Genomic DNA, 21,197 nt, shown 5'->3' with positions numbered 1-21,197 from the left:
CGAATCTTGAATATCTCCTTTACAATAGGAGAAAAAGGAGTTATTGATATGGCAGTCATTGAAGACTTTGAGAAATTGGATATCAGAACGGGAACAATTGTAAAAGCGGAAGAATTTCCTGAAGCAAGAGTACCGGCAATCAAGCTTGTAATAGATTTTGGGTCGGAAATCGGCATAAAACAATCGAGCGCTCAGATCACGAAGCGTTACCAGCCGGAAGTTCTCGTCAACAAGCAAGTCATAGCAATCGTGAACTTTCCGCCCCGCCGGATCGCCGGATTCAAATCGGAAGTCTTGGTCCTTGGCGGCATTCCCGGCCAGGGCGACGTCGTTCTGCTGCAGCCGGATCAGCCTGTTTCAAACGGAACAAAAATCGGATAACACAAAAAAGACGTTTGCCTAAGGCAAACGTCTTTGCGTATTGAGGCGATGCACCACACGCCACATTCGTGTGTGCCGTAAAGGCATGTACATCGGCTTACACAATTCAGCTCATCGCTATATGAATATAGCATGGCGGGCGTAGGAATGCAAGGTAAATTTGTAATTGTGAGTGAATTTGTTGTCAGAATTTGATAATGTGAATAAAACCTGTTAAATCAATAAACACGTACTAAATAATAAGGTGAATACAGGGGAGTAGTGTGACCTGGATTTTTAATTCAGGTCTTTTTTATGCACAAAAAATGCCTATCTAGAGATCATAGGCATTAAATATTATTATCAATATCTTCATTTATTTTTTGGCTAAGTTTCTGAACCTTCTCTTTAACATTTGAAACAGCTCTTTTTTGAATCTCATCAAAGTTCTCTTGAATATAGTCCATGACACTTCTTATTAAAACTTCGCTTTCAAAATTGAATATCTCATTTATTTCTGACTGTTCTTCATCTGTTAGGTGATGGTATTGAAGTTGTTTAGCATTTACTTCAGCAGCTACATCAATCCTAACTTTAGTTGTCTGGTTGTACAATTTCATATTCGCCTTCTGCATACTCTTGCTCCGCATAATGGCTTCCCCATTGACATAGCTCCTGCAAGATAGGTTTAAGAGATTCTCCAAGTTCAGTGGATGAATATTCAACCTTCGGCGGTACTTGATTATACATCTTTCTGCTCACAAGTCCACTGGCTTCAAGCTCTCTAAGTGTTTGAATCAGCATTTTCTGAGTTATATTTGGGATAATGCGCTTTAATTCACTCGTTCTCTTTGGTCCATTCATTAAAAAGTATAATACAAGGCCTTTCCATTTTCCGCCAATAACTTCCTTTGTCACTTCAAACCCACAGCTAAATTTTTTCATGTCGAAAGCTCTCCATTCCACGTTTATTACTTTTTAGTTACTATATCACAAAAAAGTGGGTACTTCCGATAATGTGCTTACTGAAGGATACTATATCTTGTAAGTTGTTCTTCAAGGTACTTAAAGGTACTAGACATAAAATAAAATTAATTCTAAAGGAGTGTTAAGTATGGGTAAATTTGAAGGTAAAATAGCGCTTGTAACGGGTGGAACAAGCGGGATTGGTCTTGCTACAGCACAAAAATTTGTAAACGAAGGTGCATATGTTTATATCACGGGACGTAGACAAAACGAACTTGATAAAGCTGTTAACCAAATTGGCAAGAACGTAACCGGTGTTCAAGGTGATATATCTAAGCTTGAAGACTTAGACAAACTATATGACATTATAAAGCAGGAAAAAGGTAAGTTGGACATTCTTTTTGCTAATGCAGGCATCGGCAACTTCCTTCCATTAGGTGAAATTACTGAAGAGCAGGTTGATAGGACGTTCGACATTAACGTTAAAGGAACCATCTTTACTGTTCAAAAAGCGTTATCACTATTCCCGGACAAAGTAGGTTCTATTATTGTAACGGGCTCTACTGCTGGATCAATTGGCAACCCAGCGTTTAGTGTATATGGAGCATCTAAAGCAGCATTAAGAGCACTAGTTCGCAACTGGATTCTTGACCTAAAAGGTACTGAAATCCGTGTAAATGTGGTTAGTCCAGGAGTTATTCTTACACCTGCATACGATGAGCTTTTTGGTGATGCACTTGAAGGAGCAATGGAAAATACCAGAAATACTGTCCCAGCTGGAAAAGTTGGGACACCTGAAGAAGTAGCAAACACTGTATCTTTCCTTGCTTCAGACGAAAGCAGTTACTTGAGGGGTGTTGAATTGTTCGTAGATGGCGGGCTAGCACAGGTATAATTTCACTGCGCAGAGATTACAAATAGTCCCCAAAAAAGGTTAATGGGGATTTACTTGAAGAAGTCGTATAAAAAAGTCGTTTTCCTTAAAGGACAGGGAATTCGACTTTTTTATGTTTGAATTTGATTAACGTTGTAAATTTGCATTTACCTGGGGCTACCACTAAATGACCTGTAAAAAAGATTACTTTGTGAATAAATGTACTTAATGTAACGGGGGCGTTAATTGAAGAACAAACAACACCGTTGTTGTAGTAAATGAGGTCATTTGTTGTACAAAAAAAGGATAGTTGAATACAGGCATTTTCACCCTGTTCATCTATCCTCTTTTTTTGTTTATAAAATGTTTGACATTTTATTTGGTTGCTTAATTATTAATAATATTAAACATTTTATTGGATTTTAATAAAAAATATCCCTGTACTTGTACCAAGGTAATAATCTTTATCGGGTATTAGGATGGTCACAAGGTAGATTACCTTTTTCTTTCCAAGCTTTTCTTAACTTAGCTGCTTCGCTCATTTGCATACTAGTATTTTCCTTTCCGGTTCTATAAAATAGTATACACATACCAAGTTAATATATCCCAATTAAACAAAATATATGTAAATGAACCATTTGAAACAGGAGAATAAGGAGACATTCGCTTCCTTTCTAAGGATTACTTGCCTCTTGACTGAGTTAACACAGAACCAGCTAATGTTTTAGAATCTTTACTGTATCTTCCATCTTTTAAGACTTTAGATGCCAGTTTTGCAGTTTTCGTGCTTGATGTCTTCTTTTTACTAGGTTTCCCGTTTTTTCTTTTAGACATTCGAATCACCTCCGTGCTATATACTGTATTATGCATATTTAAAAAACACAATATATTGATTTTCTTTTCGGAAAAGAAGTTTAATAAATGAACCAAGAGATAACAAGAAAAGACTTTTATTTTTGTTATGATTTCAATTTACATAAATGCTTTCAGAAGAAAGGAATCAGCTATATTTGCTCTAGCAAGTCATCTAATGACCGTATTTTTTGTCTCTATTACAGAAGTGATAAGGTAACCAATATATTAGATAATTTGAATAAGTAGCAGCCATTTATTTTAAGCAATCATTTTAAGCAGAGGAGAAATGTTATTTGACATCAGAAGAAATTAAAACACTATTTCAATATAGTGAAAGACAAAGTAATCACAAAATGCTAAACGAAATATTTAGGGATCCGCAGTCAGAACCATCTATCAAAATGTAAATCACATTGCTTTTTGTTACAGCTACTATTACCTTTGCTTCAATGGTGTTGGGAGCTACTTTACTAGTATCATCTTCTGTCGTTTTTGCCAGTTCTTCAGGTGAAGCCACACACGGAGAAGTGAACTTGGATGAAACAAGGGATTTAATACAAATCATGAAATTGACCAAAACCAAAGCGGGTGGCGGTACTTGGTATCACGGTTTCGAAGATGATCAAGTTAAATCTAATTACAATCATACTAAAAAGACTCACAAATCAAGTGCGAGGGCTGGCGGAGAAAGGTACTTTTCATCTAAATGGAAGAAAAAAGATGAAGGGTATACCTACGCTTCAGTGTATGCAACTCTTTGGGGAAATAAGGCTTATTGAGATACGAAATAAACAGACAATAACAAAGTGATTTTTAATTTACTTCCGGTGCCGTCAAAACTTGAATATAAGGCACCGGATTTCTTTTTATGGAGGCCATCCAATGAAGAAAACGATTTATTTATTGTTCATTCTATTTTTACTCTCAATGAACATATCCAGCTATCACTATACTCTGAATAAGCAAGTTTTTTATACTTTATTCTCTAATAAACAAACGTTAATTATTAATTACAATAAAGGACACTTTAAAAGTGATGATTTCATTCAGGAAATAGCTGGATTTTCAAAAAAAGAGAACGTAAATATTACTCAATACAATTTTTTAGACGAGAAGACCTTAAATATCTACGCTTCAAACCTTAAGAATGAACCTTCAATCAAAATAGGAGATAGGTTTATATCTAATTTCAATAAAACAGCAAATGAATCAGATGAAAATTTAATTGGTACTATTGATTTCCCTTTATCAACATGGAAAATCAGATACTTCAATTTAAACCAAATAAGCAACGTAGGGTTAGGAAATAGATTTTATATTTCATCCGAGGACGAAGATGTAATTGAACAAGCTAAAAAGCTATTCTCAGACTATGGTGATGTCAGTATTGAAGATAACATCAGTTTAAATGACTCCGCTGTGTTCAGCACCGCATTGCTCTTGTTAGCATTGCTTTCCATGCTAATCTTATTTATTGGCATCCTTTATTTCGTAATTAAAAATCGCAAGCAACTTCTCTTACAGAAGCTATGGGGATATTCGAAAACCAAATCACTGTTAACTTTCCCAAAAATGTTTTTAAAACCACTTGTTATGATCATAATTTGCGGCGCCCTTCTCACTGTAATTTTGGCTTTTATATTCAACCTAAACGACTGGTTATCAGTGTACGTTAAAATGTACATGCGAAATGCACTGATTGCGACATTCTCAATGATGGTATACACAATTATTGTTACTTTGATTTTATATAACAACAGCAATATAAGCGCCACTATAAAAGGCAGTATACCATTTAAAAAGTTTCAATGGCTGTCATTGGGTTTTAAGTTAATTATAACAATCCTACTTTTTAATATTTTTGCTTCATCCCTCTCTAATTTGTTCGATTTAAAACAACGGCTAGACAATCAATCTTATTGGAATAAGACACAAACAGTTTATAAAACCAGTTTTGCTGATACAGGTTTAAACTACAGTGACTTAAAAATTGATAGAGAAAAAAATGAGAAGGTGCGAAAGCTTTATCATGAATTAGAAAGACATAAAGATGCATTTATAATGGAAGCTCAAAACTATGGAGTACTGAAAATGAATGGGAAAACTCCAGTTTATTTCTATACATTGAATACAACCAAAGAAAATGAAATTTATTCACCATCCGGAAGAAGCGTAACGATTAGCCCTAATTATTTAAAAGTAAACACCATTAAAGGAATTAACGGAAAAACGATTACTGAAAAAAAATTAACCTTCGATCAAAACACATTGAATTTACTTGTTCCAAAAAAATACGCTAATTATAAAGAAAAAATCCTCAAAGCTTACAAAGATCAATTTTTCTTCGATAAGGTTGAAGTAGACAATATGTATAACAAAGAAATTCAGCAACCATTGAATACGCTGAAAAAAGAGCAGTTGAAGATCAAAATAATATATACTCAAAATAATCAAGAATACTTCACTTACAATAGTATGCTCGGCAACAATAAAAACAATATTGTTGATCCAATTGCAATTGTATTCACCGATAATGTTGATTCATCAGTTATAGGTGCATATGCAACCTCAAGTTTATTCTTTTCTGATGCTTCAAAAGGTATGGCATATGACCACATCATCCCTTATTTAGATAAAACAGATACAAAAGAGCTGATTGGTTCTGCGATATCGGTCTATCAAGAATTAAGCAACCAAATAGCACGAATTCAAAATCAGTTCATCCAGAATCTAATTGGATTAGCTATAACACTCATATTGTCAGTAGCCTTCCTTATCTCTTATATATGGTCATACTACAGTGCAAATGCGTATCGACTGTACCTTAAAGAGATTTTTGGATATTCATACTGGGCTAGAAATAAGAGCTTAATCATATTGTCGACTGTGTCTAACTGTCTGATAGGAATCTGCTTTAGTATTTATTATAAAATCTATGAATTAATAGGCTTGATTGTATTGTTCATTGGAATTGAGATGAATATTCTGTATTTCCTCAGTCTTTATTTAAACAGGAAAAACATGAATAAGATTTTAAAAGGAGACAGATTATGATTGAACTTAAAAACATATCCAAAAGCTTTGATGGGAAATCAGTTCTTTCTAATTTTTCAATTAACATAGAGGAAAATGAATTCGTTTCTATTGTTGGCAAGAGCGGTTCTGGCAAAACCACTCTTCTAAATATAATCAGCCTCTTAGATTATCCAGATGAAGGTAAAGTTGTGATTTTAGGCTATGAAAATCCTAAATCTAAAGAGGTGATGAAGTTAAGGAGAGAGAATTTAGGATATATCTTTCAAAATTATGTGCTGATGGATAATGAAACTGTATTAACAAATTTATTGCTTTCCACAGCATACGCAAAAGACTTTGACAAAAACAAGCTATCTGAAGCTCTAGAGATGGTAGGCTTAGATAAAAGCTTTTTAAAGAAAAAGGTATACCAGTTGAGCGGTGGGGAGCAACAGCGTGTAGCAATAGCCAGGATTATTCTAAAACCCTGCGATATCATTCTGGCCGATGAACCGACCGGAAACCTTGATGAGTACAATAAGAACATTATTCTTTCTCTTTTCCATCAGTTGAAAGAAATGGGGAAAACAATCATATGTGTAACGCATGATCCAGAAATAGTTAACTGCTCTGATAGAGTAATAAATCTTTCGTAAGGAGTTGTTCTTGATGAAACATATTACCTTTGCAATTTCTACAAGCATCCTGATTATTATTACCGGTATTGTTCACAGGGTTATTTTTAGACTATTTGGATTTCCATTCGATGAAGCGCTTGTCTTCTGGGGCGGGTTTGTTGTTGTTTATTTTGTTTTAGCTTTGATTGCTTCCTTACTCTTTAGAAATGTTGGTTCTAGCAGCAGAAGATATCAGGCGTAACTCAATCTGGTCATTAAGGGAGTGCAATTTATAAGATGAAGAAAAATCTTATGGTAATTAATTAAGAACAGGAGACTATGAATGGAATTCTTAATTAGACAAGAACTCACACATGAATATAATACGACTGAAGAAATTGTTAAAAGAGCTTTTTTAAATGAAGAATATAGTGACAAGAAAGAGCATTTACTTGTAAATAGGATTAGAAAATCAGATGCATTCATTCCTGAACTTTCATTGGTCGCATTAAATCAAGATAAAGATATCGTAGGCCATGTCCTTTTATCTAAAATAAAAATCATAGATGGCGATAACACTGTCGATTCTTTAGCACTCGCTCCAGTTTCGGTTGCGCCTGATTATCAGAAAAAAGGAATTGGGAGTAAATTAATTCGTACTACGTTAAAAAACGCAATAGAGCTTGGTTATCGTTCAGTAATTGTTTTAGGACATAAAGATTATTATCCAAGGTTTGGTTTTAAGCCAGCTAGCTTATGGAATATAAAAGCCCCATTTGAGGTGCCTGATGAAGTGTTTATGGCTCTAGAATTAGCAGATAATTCTCTTGAAGATGTGCAAGGTATCGTTAATTATTCAAAAGCTTTTTTTGAGTAAAAATTAGATGATTGATTAGATATTTTAAAAAGAGGTTGTCCCGAGAATTTTTTAATCTGTGGATAGCCTCTTTTTGTGTAAAGAGCCCTAAAAATAAAAAAGAAAGCCACAAAGGGCTTTCAATTAGCGTTCACATGCATAGTTGTCATGATCCCTGTCCATTTTAGATTGGTAAGCAGGGTGGGAGCTAAGCACTCCATGCGGATATTTTTTTCTCAACTCTGTAATTATTTGAAAAGCAACATTTATTTCAATGTTTTAGGTTTTAGGTAGTTCTGTTTTTTGTTTTAATTCCCAACGTTGTGAACCAATAGGAGCTTTCGCTAAACTATTTATATCAGGATCATCTATTGGAGGACAAAGTGGCACAGGAATAGATGATACAAATCCTATAATTTGAATACCTGGAACCTTAATTGTTGTACCATCAAATTCTGAATGGAATGTTTCAGTGCTCTGACTGGATTCGTAACTACCTGATAATTTAAAACACCCATATCCAATTGAGGCCCCGCCACTTGTTGCTTCCTTAATAATCTCTTTTTCCCTTTCAGACCAGGAAGCTTTTATTTCAATTTCACGTGCTACAAGGATTTGCACAGGCATTTGAGGGAGAATTTCAGCATCAGTATTAGGAGCCCTTCCAGAAGAAATCACGCCTGCTTTTTGACCGGATAAATACCATCCCCCTAATTTAAAAAATGTCATATCCATCCATGGACGTTCTATTTGAATAGATCCAATTTTAAAACAAATTTCAACATCCGTTGAAGTAGAATGTTCAGTGTGTTCTTGGGTAGTATGTCCACCTGAGCCACCTACAGACCATAAGCCCCAACCAAATGATGCACCAACTCGATATGATTCATAATAATCTGTTACCGTTAAGTCTTTTACCCTGTGGCTTACTTCAATAAGAGCCATATTATCTGCCATTGCTGGATCATACCAATTGCTTGGAGTTGCAAAACTAACGTGTACTAGTTGATTAGTGGCAGGGTCAGTAACTTTAGATTGTTCATAAATCTCTTGCGCTCGTCTTATTCCAAAACGTGTCACGTCATTGAGAGTTGTTGCCATCACATTAAACGCTTGATCAATGGGGGGACGTTTAGAGTTCCATTCTGCTAGAGCTTGATCTCTTCTACGAATAAGCGGTACCGATTCCTGAGCATAACGGTTTCTACCTTCTGTTGTGTTCATATCGCATTTGTTCTTTAAAGCAGTAACTTTCTCCTCAGCTATATTATACTTTTCTAATGAGTTTAAATAATCCTGATATACCTGCGTAGGCACTTCTGGAAGTTGAATTACATTACCGTCCATGTCAGTCATTTGTTCCGACTTCCATAAATACTTCTTAGCATCCTGATATTTTTTCAGTTGTTCAGGATCAGGTTCAGACGTTCCATTAGCTTGAATACATGTACCAAATGCCAAATCAACGGAATTCCCTGATGGTGTGTATGATGCAACTCCACACTTTGGAATATTATCGACGAGTTTTGAAAAAGCAACTGCTGTGCTAATATCACCGCTAGGGTTACTCCTGCTCATCGCATTTTTATAATCATTTTCGTTTATCGGTATTCCAGGATGACATAACTGTACCATAGTGGAAGTCGTAGGATTCCCAAAATCAGGTTTAGCCGTAATCAACTCATAAATTTGGTTTATTATTTTTTTGAATGTCTCTAAATTGTTTTCTTCACTATACATCAGATGCTTAACCTCACTTCTTAAGATTTTTTTATTATTCCTCATAAGGAGAGCAATTTATTCGCCGTAGATTTAACTATTTATAAACAATACAGTTATGGAGGATATTTTCCTTTAATAACTTAGAAGGTGCACCTTAGAAATTCCCATTTAAGATATGGGGGTTTGTGGTAAAATTTACATAGAGTAAGCATGAAAGGAGAATGATATGAAGGTATTTGAAGCTGATTCATTACTCTCTGAAGCAGATAAAAGAACTAAAGAGTACAATGAACTAAGGTCGCAAATGGTGAAGCTTAAAAAAGCGTTTAAGTCTGTAGCTGATCTAGATGACAGTGAGTTTTCAGGCAAGGGGGCAGACAACATTAAAGCGTTTTATCATGATCATGTCGGTGTTACAGATCAATGGATTGATCTTATTGATATGAAGATTGCTTTCTTAAGCAGCGTTTCTGCAAAACTTGAAGATGCCAAGATGTCTGATGCTTACATAGAAGAATCTTTTTTAGAACATGAACTTGTAAATGCATACACAAAATCAAAATCCATTATGTCTGAACAGAAAAAAGCAATGAAAGACATTCTGAATGACATCAATGACATCCTTCCACTTGAAATATTCTCAACAGAAGACTTCAAAGACAAACTTTCTTCTGCAGATGACAAACGTGAAAAAACAATCGATAAGCTAAACAAGCTTGATGAGAATTTGAAAACAGAATATGCCGAAACAGAGCCTAACGAACAATTCATTCAGCAAGATTTTAAAAAGCTGCAGGAATCTACAGGCAAAGGGAAGAACGCCACTCCGATTCACTATAACGCTAAAGTGTACAGAGAAAGTGACATACATAAGAAAAAAGGCGATATTGAGAAGCATTCTGAAGCTTATTTAAGCGTGAAGAAAGAAGAAGCTAAAGAACGTGAAATAAAGGAATTGAAAAAGAAGCTTAATGACAGTGTGTCTGATCCTGATGAGTATTTAGAGATTGCTAAGAAAGTAGGGTACGAGAATCTAGAGCCGGCTCAAGTACAGCTTGCAGTGCAAATTGAACAAGCGAAGCAGCTAGAAGGAGCAGGAGAAATCACCTGGGACATCGTAAAAGGTGTAGGAGTAGGCTTATATGATGTAGGAAAAGACACTGTAACCGGCACATGGGACTTCATCACCGATCCAGGAGAAACACTCTCAGCACTGGGGAATGCAATTATTCATCCAGTGAAAACATATGATGCAATATCTGCTGCAATTGAAGAGTCATATCAAAAGGATATGGTGAATGGAGATGCCTATTCTAGATCAAGATGGGTTACCTATGCTGTTGGTTCAGTGGCAGTAGCTGTTTTTGGAACCAAAGGTGCAGGAGCCATTAACAAAGCAGATGCAGCGGGCAAGGTAATAAATAAAGCAAGTCAAACAGGTAAGAAAATCAAGGACGTTAAGATTCCAGATTTGCTGCCTTACAACCCTAAGTATAAGCTTGCTCTAGCAGATAACGTGCCATACAATGTGGTTGATAGCCAAAACCTTAAGAATGAACTTTTGACTAATGCGAAGAAAATACCAGATGGAACAAGAAAACCGTTTACTGGCCAAAAGATAAGTCCTTCATGGCTAAATAAAGAAAAGTATGAAGCATATGAAATAGAGGGGAAAGTAAAGGCGAAGGGGAAAGTTAAAGATGTAAGCCGTAGAGTGTATACAATGAAAGATATTGATATTAATCAAAAAACAGAATTCGGTGTTACAAATCTTCAGCTAATGAAAAACGGGAATGCCCCTTATGCAAAAGACGGTACACAGATTAATTTACATCACTTGATTCAAGAAGAACCTGGCCCAATGCTTGAAATCCCGAACAGCTTACATACAAAATATAGTGATGTCATTCATCAGCTTAAGTCTGATGGTGAAAGTTTTAGAAATGATAAGGTTTTAAAAGCACAATACGAGAGCTTTAGAAAGAGATATTGGAAGTGGAGAGCGAAACAATTTGAAAATGAGAATTGAGGTGTCTATATGATTTATTCGAAGGTTGAGAACTTTATTAATGAAAATAAACAAAATGCTATATTTACAGAAGGCGCAAGTCATGAAAACATTGGTCGCATTGAAGAAAACCTCCAATGCGATCTTCCCAATAGCTATAAATGGTTTTTAGAAAAATACGGTGCTGGTGGTTTATTCGGTGTTTTAGTTTTAGGTTACAACTTTGATCATGCATCAGTTGTAAATAGAACTAATGAATATAAAGAACACTATGGCCTTACTGATGGACTTGTGGTTATTGAAGACGTTGATTACTTTGCTTACTGTCTAGATACAAATAAAATGAAAGACGGAGAATGCCCTGTAGTTGAATGGGATAGGGTAATTGGTTATCAAGATACTGTTGCAGACAGCTTTATTGAATTTTTTTATAATAAGATTCAGGAAGCGAAAGATGACTGGGATGAGGATGAAGACTGGGACGATTAAGCAAAAGTATTGCTATAGCGCAATAGAAGACTTGAGTTGAACACCTCAATCTAAAAAAAATAATGGTTTTACCACAAAGCAATAGTATTGCAAATACCATTTCTATATGGTTATAATTAGGGTAATGATACAATTATATAATTATTTTTTGCATTTTGTTTAATGAAATGCATAAAATAAAAAAGGTCAGGGTGCTACCAACACCCCGACTCTGTACAAAAAGCTGCCCATCAAAGGGCTTGCTCAAATGCATGTGACATAGTAGATCAACCCCTTAGGGTCGCAATCTCAAGGGGAGGTCTATTTTTTCTTTTGGCTCGACGTTACAATCATCATTATATTGAAGATCAACAAGACGGTATTTAATATCAACCCGCCAAAATTGATCATTACCATTAATGATTCGTAAACAGTCATTTTCTCACCCCCTTTCATAGGGGATGAGCAAGACTCCCTTGAGTGAGCAAACTTTATGTACAGGAAATATTATACTATACATAAATGTCCTTGTCGTTATAAATTCACAATAAATTGATAGTATGAAAAAAACGTGCTTAATGCAGGTTCTTTTTTTATTTCAAATATTAAACAATTCCCTTCAATTGACGATATTTAACATGTAAACTTGTACCAAGGAGGATTTAGGAAATGAAGAAGAGAATTACATATGTACTGCTTGCTCTTCTAGCAGTTGTTGCTTTCGCTTTCACTGATTCATCAAAAGCAAAAGCGGCAGAAGCATTACCACTCTACTATCTACAAATTACAGGGATTACATCAGACGGAAACGATTTTGCTTGGGATACCATCACTTCTAGTCAAACCAAAGCTCCAAACGTTTTGAAGGGGAATAAACTATATGTGAAAGCTCGTTTTATGGGTTATACCAAGTTAACAGTTATCACAGGCAAAGATGGTAAGAATCTGTTGTATAACGGCACAGCTAAGATGTTTAAATCTGATGCCATCCTTGGTCAAAATAAGGTGGTAATAGGCTGGGATAAATATTTTGAGATTCCCATGGACGCACTTCAAGATAACTCTATACAGATTAAGGCATTGAGCTCAGGCACCACTTTTGTTTACAGTCAAAAAATTGATTTTGAAAGAGAGTGAACCAGGTGATTAGTACTGCTAATTATGATGTAACTAAAGATCCAAAATTCTTAGCTTTTTGTAGCTTAGCAACAGAAGGGTATGGTCAGAACAATACTCAGCAATCTTCCATAGGTTTTAACGAGTTTTGCGAAAAACTTGAGAAAAATGAGATCGTTAAACCTGAGAATAAAAAAAGCACGCTTGATTTGAATAAGTCTTTAGAAGACTGGAAAATGAGATTTACTGCAGGCGGAAACCTTTCTACAATGGATTCGCAGGTATTAGATGTTATCAAAAAAGCATATAACTTAGGCATGGTTAATAAAGATAATATGCTGTTACGAAATGAAGCAATTAATGCTTATAGAAATTCTATTTAAATAATGAAAACAATGCCCAGCTTAATAAAAATGCTGGGCGTTTTATTTATTAGAGTTATTTGCATTCAGATACTCTCGATGTTCTTTCTCCAACTTTTCAATATCATCTTTGAATATATAAATCTTATATTTTTCCTTTGCTTCTCTTGACAGATTATGTTCTAAATATTCACGGAGCTTTGCTTCACTTTTGGTTTGATCCATGCCAATTGTAATTGCCGGATCTGTTTGGCCAATTTGCACACTAAATAAACCAAATTCATCCCGAATACTATCAATTACTTCCAAAGGGGACTTTTTATTCGCTTCGGTTAAAGTAATACCCAACATAATAAAAACAGGAACTAAGACCAAAAATCCGGTTAGCCTCTTCTTCATTCATCATTACACTCTCCTTCGTGGAAAAGAATCTCTCCTTTATTAATACTGCGTATATCATTATTGACCTTTATATTTTATTACCAACATTTACATCGAACTTTCGTTCTTATTTATATCGAATAAAGAACATTTGTTCTGTTAATGTTAGATCAATAAAGGAGTGAGTCGATATGCTTAGGGATCGAGGAACAATCAAATGGACATCAATGATGCTTCCAGAACATTTAACACATCTTAAACAAGATTTGATTGATGTATCAAAAATTGAAAAGCCAGCCTTAGATGATCAACAAATTGAGGAGATGGATATTCTCGTACTTGAATTTAATAAAGAGTTGAGATTTAAACTCTTTAACAATGGATTCGTTGAAAATGTCACCGGCAGAGTCCATTACATTAATTTTGAACAACACAGGCTTTCATGTAAAAGACCAGAATGACAATACAGTTTATATCAACATGAATAACATCATAGGAGTTACATACAATGATTGATTACTCACAATTTCCAAGAAAGAATATACTTTGTGTCGATATGAAATCCTTTTATGCTTCTGTATCGGCTATAACAATGGGACTTAATCCTTTGACATGCTATCTTGCTGTTGTCGGGAATACGGAGAGACAGGGAAGTGTAGTGTTAGCTGCATCTCCTGCACTTAAAAAAGATTTTGGAATCAAAACAGGAACGAGACTGTTCGAGATACCTGAAGATCCAAGAATACACATTGTAAATCCGCAAATGAAGCTTTTCATCAGAGTTTCTACTGAGATTACAAAGCTGTTTTACAGATTTGTTCCTGAAAAATGTGTTCATACATATTCAATTGATGAATCTTTTTTAGATGCAGGAAAAGAAGATCCTGAAGACATGGCCAAAGCAATCCAAAGCAGCATGTGGAGAGAATTTGGTTTGATGTAAGCTAGCACTTGACCTAGAGAGTAAGAAAACGAAAAGCGGCATTGCACGTTGGAGATATGAGGATGTGCCAAATAAACTCTGGAAGGTTCGCCCTTTGTCTAAAATGTGGGGGATAGGAGGGAGGATGGAAAGAAACCTAAATCGAATGGGAATTCAACTGTAGGTCAATTAGCTAAGCTTCCCTTAGAGCTGCTTGAAAAGAAGTTCGGCATAATGGGAAACCAGTTGTATTATCATGCTCATGGAATCGATTTATCCGAAATAGGTGCTCCGTTGATGCAGGATCAGATTAGTTTCGGTAAGTCAGATTTTACTGAGGGATTACACAAGGAGAGAAGAGATTAAAGCTGTTCTTCTAGAGATATGTGAGGTCGCAAGAAGCGCACGTGCACATAATAAAGTTGGCTGAACAATAAGTCTAGGAATTGGCTACAGTAAAGATGAGCTTGGTGGTGGATTTCATCGAGCAAAAACAATTGATCTTCCTACAAATATCACAATGGATATTTATAGATGTTGCTTGATGCTGTTTGATAAGTTTTACTTGGGTAAAACAGTGAGAAGTATTTGATGATGATGTTAATCAGCAGTTGAGTTTATTAATGAAAAGAGAAGGAACTCGGGTTTGTCATGGATGGGATTAGAAGCAAATACGGATCGAAAGCAATTCTGAGAGCAGTTTCTTATACATCTGCTGGTACTGCGCTTCACAGAGCAAGGCTGACTGGTGGACATAAATCATAAAATAAAAGCCCTACTCAAACATTTGAGTGGGCTAATTAATTAATCAAGCTTTTTTTAACCTCCGACAGGCCTTTCAGCTACCTGGATGTTAGATGGTGAATCTGTACTCAATTGCGTTAAAGCTACCCCACTTAAAATTACAGCTAAAATAGAGACGCAAAGCACAAGTTTTTTCATAAGATTCCCTCCACCTGGTTCATTTTCTGTTCAGCCCAAACTTTCGCATTGAAAAAGCTCGTTGCTTCTTCAAAAGCACCTATTGATTCAAACCTTTTTGCAGCTATATAGGACAATTCATCTACACTTTCAAGTTCATTTTGCTGTTTTAAAGACTCAATATTACTAATACAATTATTAAAATTATTTTTTAATTCCCCACAATAAAGGTTGTATAAGATGCTAATTTTGGCTTCGTATACTTTATTCTCCATTAATATGAGTCTTTCCTGTGCTTTATTGTAAAAATTAATGGCTTTCATTTTTTCGTCAATTTTAAAGAGTTCTTTAATCATCATGAATAATGAATTTATATAATAAATAGAATTTAACTAAGATTCATTTCCTATTGCTTTTTCAAGAGATTCAATGCATTTATCAGGTTTGTTCCAATCCGAATAAACGATACTGAGGTTGTGATATAATTGAGCTTTCAAAAATTCATCTTTTGTTTCTTTTGCAATATCAATTGCTTCTAAATAATATTTTTCTGCTTCCGCAAATCGCTTCATATCAGCATAGTTTGCAGCTGCAATCATTGTTGAAGTAGCTAGTTTGCATTTATAATCAGGGTGTCGCTTATATATTGAAATTGCATTTTTTATATAGTGTTGTGCCACAATGCTTTGTTTAACAAGAGTGTATAAGTAAGAGACTTTAGAGTAAAATTCAGCTGCTTCAATTTCATCTGGAATTTCTGCAAGCTTTTTCTCAGCTAATCCATATAGGTTAATTGCTCGATCATAGTTTTTGTTGTATGCCTCATACATTGCTTCAAATAAATAAAAGTTGTATTCTAATTTGTCATTTGTTTTTTTAATGAAGTTTTGATTGTCTTCAGTGAAATAGGTGTGCATTTGTAAAGGTTCTCCTCGTGAGGAATGCAGCAACATTTTATGTCTTTCTTCTAATAGACTATAATACGCAAGAACCTCTTGATCTTCTTCCATTTCATCAAAAAGTTTCTTTATCTCTGAATAATATTTTATTGATTCATCAACCTTTTGTTTTTTTATAGCAATGTACCAGTCATTCAGTGTAGTAGCGACAACTTCAGAAGCGATCTTACTCATTCAAACCCCTATTTCTGAAAATTTCAAAAATCTCTAAAACCAATCATAACATAGTCATTGAAAAAATTGTAAAAGGATGTAAAGTTTTCTGCGATTTTTTCATTTGAAAAAACGAAAAAAATACCCTCCTCAATCAAAAGAAGGGTAGGGAGGTTATCTCGGTGAATCATAATCCATTGCTTGTTCACTATCAGAAATACCTTGAGTTGTTGGGGCAACAATGATACCCATTGCAGTTAAAAAGAAGTGCATTAAATTTCTCAGTCAAATTGTCGCCAATTACAGTTAAGTTGTATATCATACACGAATAACATGCTTATCGTAAAAATTTATAATGAACTAAAAAAAGACAGTAAACATAAGGATTTTTGATACTTTAATTAGTGAATAGAGGATAAACGATCGTAAAACATAAGCGGGAGTAGGGAAAAGTGGTTGTTTTAAGGAGATATTGATAAAAATAGTAAAATTTTGAGAAGGAAAAACGTTGATACTATAGGCTTTTACGATAACGATTACGATGTGAAAAAGGACGATTTAATGTGAAATTAGGAAAATGAAAATTTGGAAAGGGTGTGGAAATGGAAGTACTATAGGTACTTTTGTTCTTGCTTTTGAGTATTTGGATGTCAACATAATCCCACATATTGGTAGTTGAATCACTATATAATAAGTATTATACCTGCATTTCAGTTCCATATAAGGGTTATGAACGAATGCTTTATGGATATATAAGTGAAAATCAAGAATATTTTTTTAAAAAAGCAGAATAACTTCTATAGCTTGAAATGGGATAGATAACTCTGTTTTTTGATCATTATCGTAACAGGAAAAATTAATACGAACACTAATAAGCAAAATGTTCTGAGTGAAGTACTCTATATTCAACCTTGTCTTTTTAATGGAAATGGAGCATCCATCGTTTTTTTATTTGGCCATATTTTGACCCCTCAATGATCTCGACTGACTAAACTTTATATGCAATATAAGATATGGCCAAGTAATTGTTATTACTCAGCGGTAACAGAAGAGATGGAATTATGGAAAGCATTTGATTTCATACATAAAAGACCACAAGGCAAAGAGTTAAAACTCTTTGCCTTGTGGTGTTTTCCTTAACCGGTTCGAAATGAATTTCATTAAATTTACTGCAATAGATACCAAAACAATAATCAAAGCGATTTCAAGTAAGATGATAAGTCCAATATTTAAGTTAAGTCTATCAAAGTAATCACCGGTAAAGGAAATGAGTTGATAAATACCTAGCATTAGAGCTATAAAGATTGCTCCTAAAACAATTAGAGATTTTTTAGAGAAATCCTTAGCATGTTCAAAATTATAAATTATTAGGAATACAAATAGACAAGCCATAGCAATCTCATGAGTCAACGAACCACTTGCTGAAAACCCTTGCACAATTAAGGAAACAATTAATCCAATTATTCCGATTATTTTATTCAAAACATCACCTGCTTTGTATGATCCTAGGTGCCAGCTTACCAATTGAAGGGGAATTTCTCAAGACAATGTACTTTAAAGTTAACTTAAAATCGTGATTTTAATTAAACTAGGGGTAACGAATGGATCAAGATATTCAGTTTTTAAAAGAGTACAGAATGAGTTGGAAACTCAAGACATTGACGGTCAAGCTGCATCACGGTTTTGGACAGTCGGTGATTATGAATGGGTCGAAGCTCGGTAGGAAAACGCAGAGCGCTATTCTGTATACCTCCCATATATTGCAGAATCATATGTTTTAGATGTATCTAGAAGAAAATAAAAGAAAATAGTGAGCTGTCTAAGGAAGTCCTAACAGAGTTGCAAGAAATTGAGGAAGACTATGATGATGCTATTGAGTGGATTCGAAAATAATTGATGAGGGAGCAGAACTAAAAGGAGAGTTGCTGAACGAGGAGAGGTGTATAGAGAGGAAGAAGAATACATAGAGAACGCAGATCTTCGAACTTTACCAATTGGGACAAAAGTCTTTGTGCAAAACGGTGTTGGAAGGGTGAAATTGTTTCGGTGAATGAAAAGAATCATTTATATATGCCACAGATTGGAGAGATGAGGGAAATTAAAGTGGGAGCAACTGGGTTGAATATAGAGATTGAATAAAAGATAGTTTTTAACTAAACATATAAGATGGAGGGGTTGTTAATCCCTATAGCGGCGTCTTTTCTCGAAATAATCTGGATACTTATTCTGCTTTGATCTGGATTTAAATACAAAAAATTGCAAAAGCAAACATATAATCCAGGACTTTTTCAAAAGTCCAATTTGTGAAAAGATCCAGAAGAAAATTCATTAGATTTCACCTCCGAGACAAAAATGTCCTATCTCTCTTAGATGGCATGTGTATGACACGCCTCTATAAATAAAAGAGTGAAATCCAATATGAAAATCTAAAAAAGAATTGAAAAAAACATAAAAAAATATAAAGGGTGCAGTAAATGACGGAGACTAAAGCGAACGCAAATGTAAAGATTCACGTACTGGTTGACGAAACACTAAGCGGTATCAAGCGCGAAATACGTAGAGGTAGATGGCAAAACGGGGGTTGGCGAGAAGATCATAATTGTTGATAAAAATGATCCGGATGATGAGTACGAGAACAGGGCTAATTTAATATGGATTTTCAATTTTCAAAATTGTAAGGTTAATTTATCTACCTGGAGGTGATGTTAATGTATATAGGAAATGGTCATTACTGTTATTCAAATTCAACTGCAATGTTTCTTTCATCAATAGGAGAAAATGTATCTCCTCAACTTGTAGAAATATTAACTGGTGTTGGGTTAGGTGCGATGATAGAAAATGAAAAAAACCTTTATTTTAGTATGAGAGATCCTGATGATGGTATCAATTACGCTTTAAACATCCTTGGATTTACTGCAGAAGAACATCAGCAAGCTAGTGACTTAGATGACCCATTTCCGTTATTAAAACAGCAAATCAAACAAAATCCTGTCATTCTAGGTCCTTTAGATATGGGGGAGCTAACATACCATCCGAATCATAAAAATTTAAATGGTTCTGACCATTATGTTCTAGGTTACCAAATGGATAATGAAAATATTTATGTGCAAGATCCAGCTGGCTTTCCATTTGTTCCATTATCACTGGACCAATTTAAGAAGGCTTGGATGGCGGAAAGGAATCAATAAATATTGGTCTACAGCAAAAAAGGTTGTCACATTAGACAATAACGAAATATACGAGAGAGCTATTGATTATTTTAAGAGAACTTATCGGGAATTCGAAAAAGTGGATATGGGATTAATTGGAAGGGAAGCAATTTGTTTTTATGCTGATCAATTATTAAATGCCTCTATTACAGCTGATACTATAGGGCATACAACATTCTTCCTTTTCCAATTAAGTACAAGAAGGGCCAACGATTATGCAGTGTATTTTAAAGGTAGGCATCCACATTTATCAGTGTTGAAGACTGAACAGGCTAAGGTGTTTGGTATGTGCCATTCTATGTCTGTAAATAAAGATTGGAAAGGTATATCGGAGAAGTTAATGAAGCTAGCCGATTTAGAGGATAATTTTAGATTGGAAATTTTAAAGGTCGGCTATTAATTATAGAGATTTCCACTTTAACAAACGGGGCGTTTGTTAAATAAAGGTCTCAATACATATTATATATATCAACTAGGTATGAGCCCTTAATTTTAGTCTTGATAATTTAAGCTCAGTGATATAGTTCTCGTCGTCAAATGGCCCTTTTATTGAAAGCAATAGCATTGGCGATATAAACAAAATATCAGCTCCTACTTAGAACATATTAGCTAAGAGAAGGTGATATATAAAGCGATCTGGCAGTGGTACTTAATGGGGTTCAATGAGCTCAGGTGAATTGTTTTTAGGTGAATTCACTAAAGATGAAACCTGGTATGCTTCCATGTTATCAGCATCATAAGGCTGCAGTAAGCTTTGTAGATAATCAGGATCAGTATTTTTAGGGTTGAGCCATTCCTTTTCGTTCTCATCAGTAAGGATAACCGGCATCCGATCATGAATGTCTTCCATAAGCTCATTAAGGCTTTATTGTAATGATTGTGCAAGTGTACAATGGCGTGTTCCACTTTTCATATAAGACCAGCAAAAGCAAAGAGATTAGATGATTTAAGCTTAATCCGCATAGGAATCTTAGTCTTTGGGTCAAGGCGTTTCCATTCATAAAAACTGTCAGCGGGTATGATACAACGTTTGCTGACAAGTGGCTTTCGAAAGCTTAGTTTCTCGGCCAGTGTTTCGGCACGAGCATTAATCATCTTGTATCCGATCTTTTCAACTTTAGCCCAAGGAGGGATAAGGCCCCATCTAAGCTTGCCCAGACGGTTATTGGATCCATCGTTAATGATTGTCAGGATGTTTTGTGAAGGAGCTACATTATAGCTTGGGGATATTCTACCTTCAGGTAAGAATTGATCTATGTTGAATTGCTCGATGATGTCATCAAACTCAGAAAATAAAGTAAACCTGCCACACATATTCATCATCCATTTAAAAAGTTGTTATCTATACATAAACAGTCACTATTTTACCCAACTAGAAGCATAGCTTTAATCTGGATGTATTTATTAGTTTTGCAGGAAACAGACAACCTTTA

20 protein-coding genes and 10 pseudogenes are annotated in these 21,197 nt (G+C 34.9%); 16 read left to right on the top strand and 14 right to left on the bottom strand.

Annotated elements, in window-relative coordinates; all coding sequences use genetic code 11:
• Positions 1 to 48 precede the first annotated feature (48 nt).
• Complete coding sequence (gene csaA / locus CDO84_RS09395; RefSeq protein WP_040082915.1) at positions 49 to 381, top strand: chaperone CsaA; 333 nt, start codon at positions 49 to 51, stop codon at positions 379 to 381.
• 329 nt (positions 382 to 710) lie between these two features.
• Here the strand turns inward: csaA and CDO84_RS09390 are convergent, their stop codons facing one another.
• Together CDO84_RS09390 and CDO84_RS09385 are read right to left on the bottom strand one after the other, a co-directional pair.
• Positions 711 to 980, bottom strand: coding sequence for a hypothetical protein (locus CDO84_RS09390; protein WP_040082919.1), 270 nt, complete (start codon positions 978 to 980; stop codon positions 711 to 713).
• On the bottom strand, positions 955 to 1,305 hold the full coding sequence (locus CDO84_RS09385; RefSeq protein ID WP_014664240.1) for a winged helix-turn-helix transcriptional regulator: 351 nt from the start codon (positions 1,303 to 1,305) through the stop codon (positions 955 to 957). Before CDO84_RS09385 ends, CDO84_RS09390 begins: the two co-directional genes overlap by 26 nt.
• A 169-nt stretch (positions 1,306 to 1,474) precedes the next feature.
• Between CDO84_RS09385 and CDO84_RS09380 the strand changes: the two genes are divergently transcribed.
• Positions 1,475 to 2,221, top strand: a complete 747-nt coding sequence (locus CDO84_RS09380) for an SDR family NAD(P)-dependent oxidoreductase (protein WP_040082921.1) — start codon at positions 1,475 to 1,477, stop codon at positions 2,219 to 2,221.
• A gap of 660 nt (positions 2,222 to 2,881) precedes the next feature.
• On the opposite strand, the gene CDO84_RS21570 is transcribed toward CDO84_RS09380, so the two are convergent.
• Positions 2,882 to 3,034, bottom strand: a complete 153-nt coding sequence (locus tag CDO84_RS21570) for a hypothetical protein (RefSeq protein WP_197071821.1) — start codon at positions 3,032 to 3,034, stop codon at positions 2,882 to 2,884.
• 470 nt (positions 3,035 to 3,504) lie between these two features.
• Between CDO84_RS21570 and CDO84_RS09375 the strand changes: the two genes are divergently transcribed.
• The 5 genes from CDO84_RS09375 to CDO84_RS09355 all read left to right on the top strand — a co-directional run bounded on the left by CDO84_RS09375 (position 3,505) and on the right by CDO84_RS09355 (position 7,564).
• Positions 3,505 to 3,834: a lactococcin 972 family bacteriocin gene (locus CDO84_RS09375; RefSeq protein WP_269429576.1), complete on the top strand. Its 330-nt coding sequence runs from the start codon at positions 3,505 to 3,507 to the stop codon at positions 3,832 to 3,834.
• A 103-nt stretch (positions 3,835 to 3,937) separates the two neighbouring features.
• On the top strand, positions 3,938 to 6,109 hold the full coding sequence (locus CDO84_RS09370; RefSeq protein ID WP_040082922.1) for a DUF1430 domain-containing protein: 2,172 nt from the start codon (positions 3,938 to 3,940) through the stop codon (positions 6,107 to 6,109).
• On the top strand, positions 6,106 to 6,726 hold the full coding sequence (locus CDO84_RS09365) for an ATP-binding cassette domain-containing protein (RefSeq protein WP_040082923.1): 621 nt from the start codon (positions 6,106 to 6,108) through the stop codon (positions 6,724 to 6,726). The genes CDO84_RS09370 and CDO84_RS09365 overlap by 4 nt, the downstream gene beginning before the upstream one ends.
• Positions 6,727 to 6,739: 13 nt before the next feature.
• Positions 6,740 to 6,949, top strand: coding sequence for a bacteriocin-like WGxF protein (locus tag CDO84_RS09360; RefSeq protein ID WP_040082925.1), 210 nt, complete (start codon positions 6,740 to 6,742; stop codon positions 6,947 to 6,949).
• An 81-nt stretch (positions 6,950 to 7,030) separates the two neighbouring features.
• On the top strand, positions 7,031 to 7,564 hold the full coding sequence (locus CDO84_RS09355) for a GNAT family N-acetyltransferase (protein ID WP_040082927.1): 534 nt from the start codon (positions 7,031 to 7,033) through the stop codon (positions 7,562 to 7,564).
• A 123-nt stretch (positions 7,565 to 7,687) separates the two neighbouring features.
• Here the strand turns inward: CDO84_RS09355 and CDO84_RS09350 are convergent.
• Together CDO84_RS09350 and CDO84_RS09345 are read right to left on the bottom strand one after the other, a co-directional pair.
• A pseudogene (locus CDO84_RS09350) lies at positions 7,688 to 7,801 on the bottom strand (excalibur calcium-binding domain-containing protein); the annotation flags it as partial.
• A gap of 21 nt (positions 7,802 to 7,822) precedes the next feature.
• Positions 7,823 to 9,283, bottom strand: a complete 1,461-nt coding sequence (locus tag CDO84_RS09345; protein ID WP_040082928.1) for a hypothetical protein — start codon at positions 9,281 to 9,283, stop codon at positions 7,823 to 7,825.
• A 208-nt stretch (positions 9,284 to 9,491) separates the two neighbouring features.
• On the opposite strand from CDO84_RS09345, the gene yobL reads away from it, so the two are divergent.
• Both yobL and yobK read left to right on the top strand, forming a co-directional pair.
• The gene (gene yobL / locus CDO84_RS09340; protein ID WP_040082929.1) at positions 9,492 to 11,294 is read left to right on the top strand and encodes an LXG family T7SS effector ribonuclease toxin YobL; all 1,803 of its coding nucleotides are present in this window, start codon (positions 9,492 to 9,494) and stop codon (positions 11,292 to 11,294) included.
• Between the two features lie 9 nt (positions 11,295 to 11,303).
• On the top strand, positions 11,304 to 11,762 hold the full coding sequence (yobK, locus tag CDO84_RS09335; protein ID WP_003231326.1) for a type VII secretion system immunity protein YobK: 459 nt from the start codon (positions 11,304 to 11,306) through the stop codon (positions 11,760 to 11,762).
• A 300-nt stretch (positions 11,763 to 12,062) separates the two neighbouring features.
• Here the strand turns inward: yobK and bsrG are convergent, their stop codons facing one another.
• On the bottom strand, positions 12,063 to 12,179 hold the full coding sequence (gene bsrG, locus CDO84_RS21365) for a type I toxin-antitoxin system toxin BsrG (protein ID WP_052438156.1): 117 nt from the start codon (positions 12,177 to 12,179) through the stop codon (positions 12,063 to 12,065).
• Positions 12,180 to 12,410: 231 nt separating this feature from the next.
• Between bsrG and CDO84_RS09330 the strand changes: the two genes are divergently transcribed.
• Both CDO84_RS09330 and CDO84_RS09325 read left to right on the top strand, forming a co-directional pair.
• Positions 12,411 to 12,878 carry a YolA family protein gene (locus CDO84_RS09330; protein ID WP_040082931.1) on the top strand — a complete coding sequence of 156 codons (468 nt, stop codon included), beginning with the start codon at positions 12,411 to 12,413 and terminating at the stop codon, positions 12,876 to 12,878.
• Between the two features lie 5 nt (positions 12,879 to 12,883).
• Positions 12,884 to 13,240, top strand: a complete 357-nt coding sequence (locus CDO84_RS09325) for a hypothetical protein (RefSeq protein WP_040082933.1) — start codon at positions 12,884 to 12,886, stop codon at positions 13,238 to 13,240.
• Between the two features lie 42 nt (positions 13,241 to 13,282).
• Here the strand turns inward: CDO84_RS09325 and CDO84_RS09320 are convergent, their stop codons facing one another.
• Positions 13,283 to 13,618, bottom strand: coding sequence for a YolC/YozM family protein (locus tag CDO84_RS09320; RefSeq protein ID WP_040082934.1), 336 nt, complete (start codon positions 13,616 to 13,618; stop codon positions 13,283 to 13,285).
• 173 nt (positions 13,619 to 13,791) lie between these two features.
• Between CDO84_RS09320 and CDO84_RS09315 the strand changes: the two are divergent.
• Together CDO84_RS09315 and CDO84_RS21675 are read left to right on the top strand one after the other, a co-directional pair.
• Positions 13,792 to 14,116 (top strand): annotated as a pseudogene (locus CDO84_RS09315) (YolD-like family protein).
• Positions 14,109 to 15,287, top strand: a pseudogene (locus CDO84_RS21675) (Y-family DNA polymerase). Before CDO84_RS09315 ends, CDO84_RS21675 begins: the two co-directional pseudogenes overlap by 8 nt.
• Before the next feature lie 54 nt (positions 15,288 to 15,341).
• Here CDO84_RS21675 and phrK read toward each other — a convergent pair.
• The 4 genes and pseudogenes from phrK to CDO84_RS09280 form a co-directional block, all read right to left on the bottom strand.
• The gene (gene phrK, locus CDO84_RS09295; protein ID WP_004399440.1) at positions 15,342 to 15,464 is read right to left on the bottom strand and encodes a phosphatase RapK inhibitor PhrK; all 123 of its coding nucleotides are present in this window, start codon (positions 15,462 to 15,464) and stop codon (positions 15,342 to 15,344) included.
• Positions 15,461 to 16,576 (bottom strand): annotated as a pseudogene (gene rapK / locus CDO84_RS09290) (response regulator aspartate phosphatase RapK). The gene phrK and the pseudogene rapK overlap by 4 nt, the downstream one beginning before the upstream one ends.
• Before the next feature lie 153 nt (positions 16,577 to 16,729).
• Entirely contained in the window at positions 16,730 to 16,807 is a 78-nt protein-coding gene (locus tag CDO84_RS21670; protein ID WP_231560778.1) for a phage holin, read from the bottom strand.
• Positions 16,808 to 17,662: 855 nt separating this feature from the next.
• The gene (locus CDO84_RS09280) at positions 17,663 to 18,037 is read right to left on the bottom strand and encodes a YoqO family protein (protein WP_040082937.1); all 375 of its coding nucleotides are present in this window, start codon (positions 18,035 to 18,037) and stop codon (positions 17,663 to 17,665) included.
• Positions 18,038 to 18,464: 427 nt separating this feature from the next.
• Between CDO84_RS09280 and CDO84_RS09270 the strand changes: the two are divergent.
• Positions 18,465 to 18,694: pseudogene (locus CDO84_RS09270) on the top strand (hypothetical protein); the annotation flags it as partial.
• A 42-nt stretch (positions 18,695 to 18,736) separates the two neighbouring features.
• On the opposite strand, the pseudogene CDO84_RS09265 reads toward CDO84_RS09270, so the two are convergent.
• Positions 18,737 to 18,884 (bottom strand): annotated as a pseudogene (locus tag CDO84_RS09265) (hypothetical protein); the annotation flags it as partial.
• A 145-nt stretch (positions 18,885 to 19,029) separates the two neighbouring features.
• On the opposite strand from CDO84_RS09265, the pseudogene CDO84_RS09260 reads away from it, so the two are divergent.
• Positions 19,030 to 19,198: pseudogene (locus tag CDO84_RS09260) on the top strand (hypothetical protein); the annotation flags it as partial.
• Positions 19,199 to 19,257: 59 nt separating this feature from the next.
• Positions 19,258 to 20,164, top strand: a pseudogene (locus CDO84_RS09255) (hypothetical protein).
• An 87-nt stretch (positions 20,165 to 20,251) separates the two neighbouring features.
• On the opposite strand, the pseudogene CDO84_RS21665 reads toward CDO84_RS09255, so the two are convergent.
• Positions 20,252 to 20,344, bottom strand: a pseudogene (locus CDO84_RS21665) (ATP-dependent DNA ligase); the annotation flags it as partial.
• A gap of 69 nt (positions 20,345 to 20,413) precedes the next feature.
• Positions 20,414 to 21,078: pseudogene (locus tag CDO84_RS09250) on the bottom strand (SOS response-associated peptidase).
• Positions 21,079 to 21,197: the final 119 nt, after the last annotated feature.

It is taken from the genome of Bacillus sp. MD-5, from assembly GCF_002201875.1.
In the GTDB taxonomy this organism is placed as follows: Bacteria; Bacillota; Bacilli; order Bacillales; family Bacillaceae; genus Bacillus; species Bacillus stercoris.
Note: the sequence above shows the minus strand (reverse complement) of the source record. Positions and strands in the feature narration are given on the sequence as shown.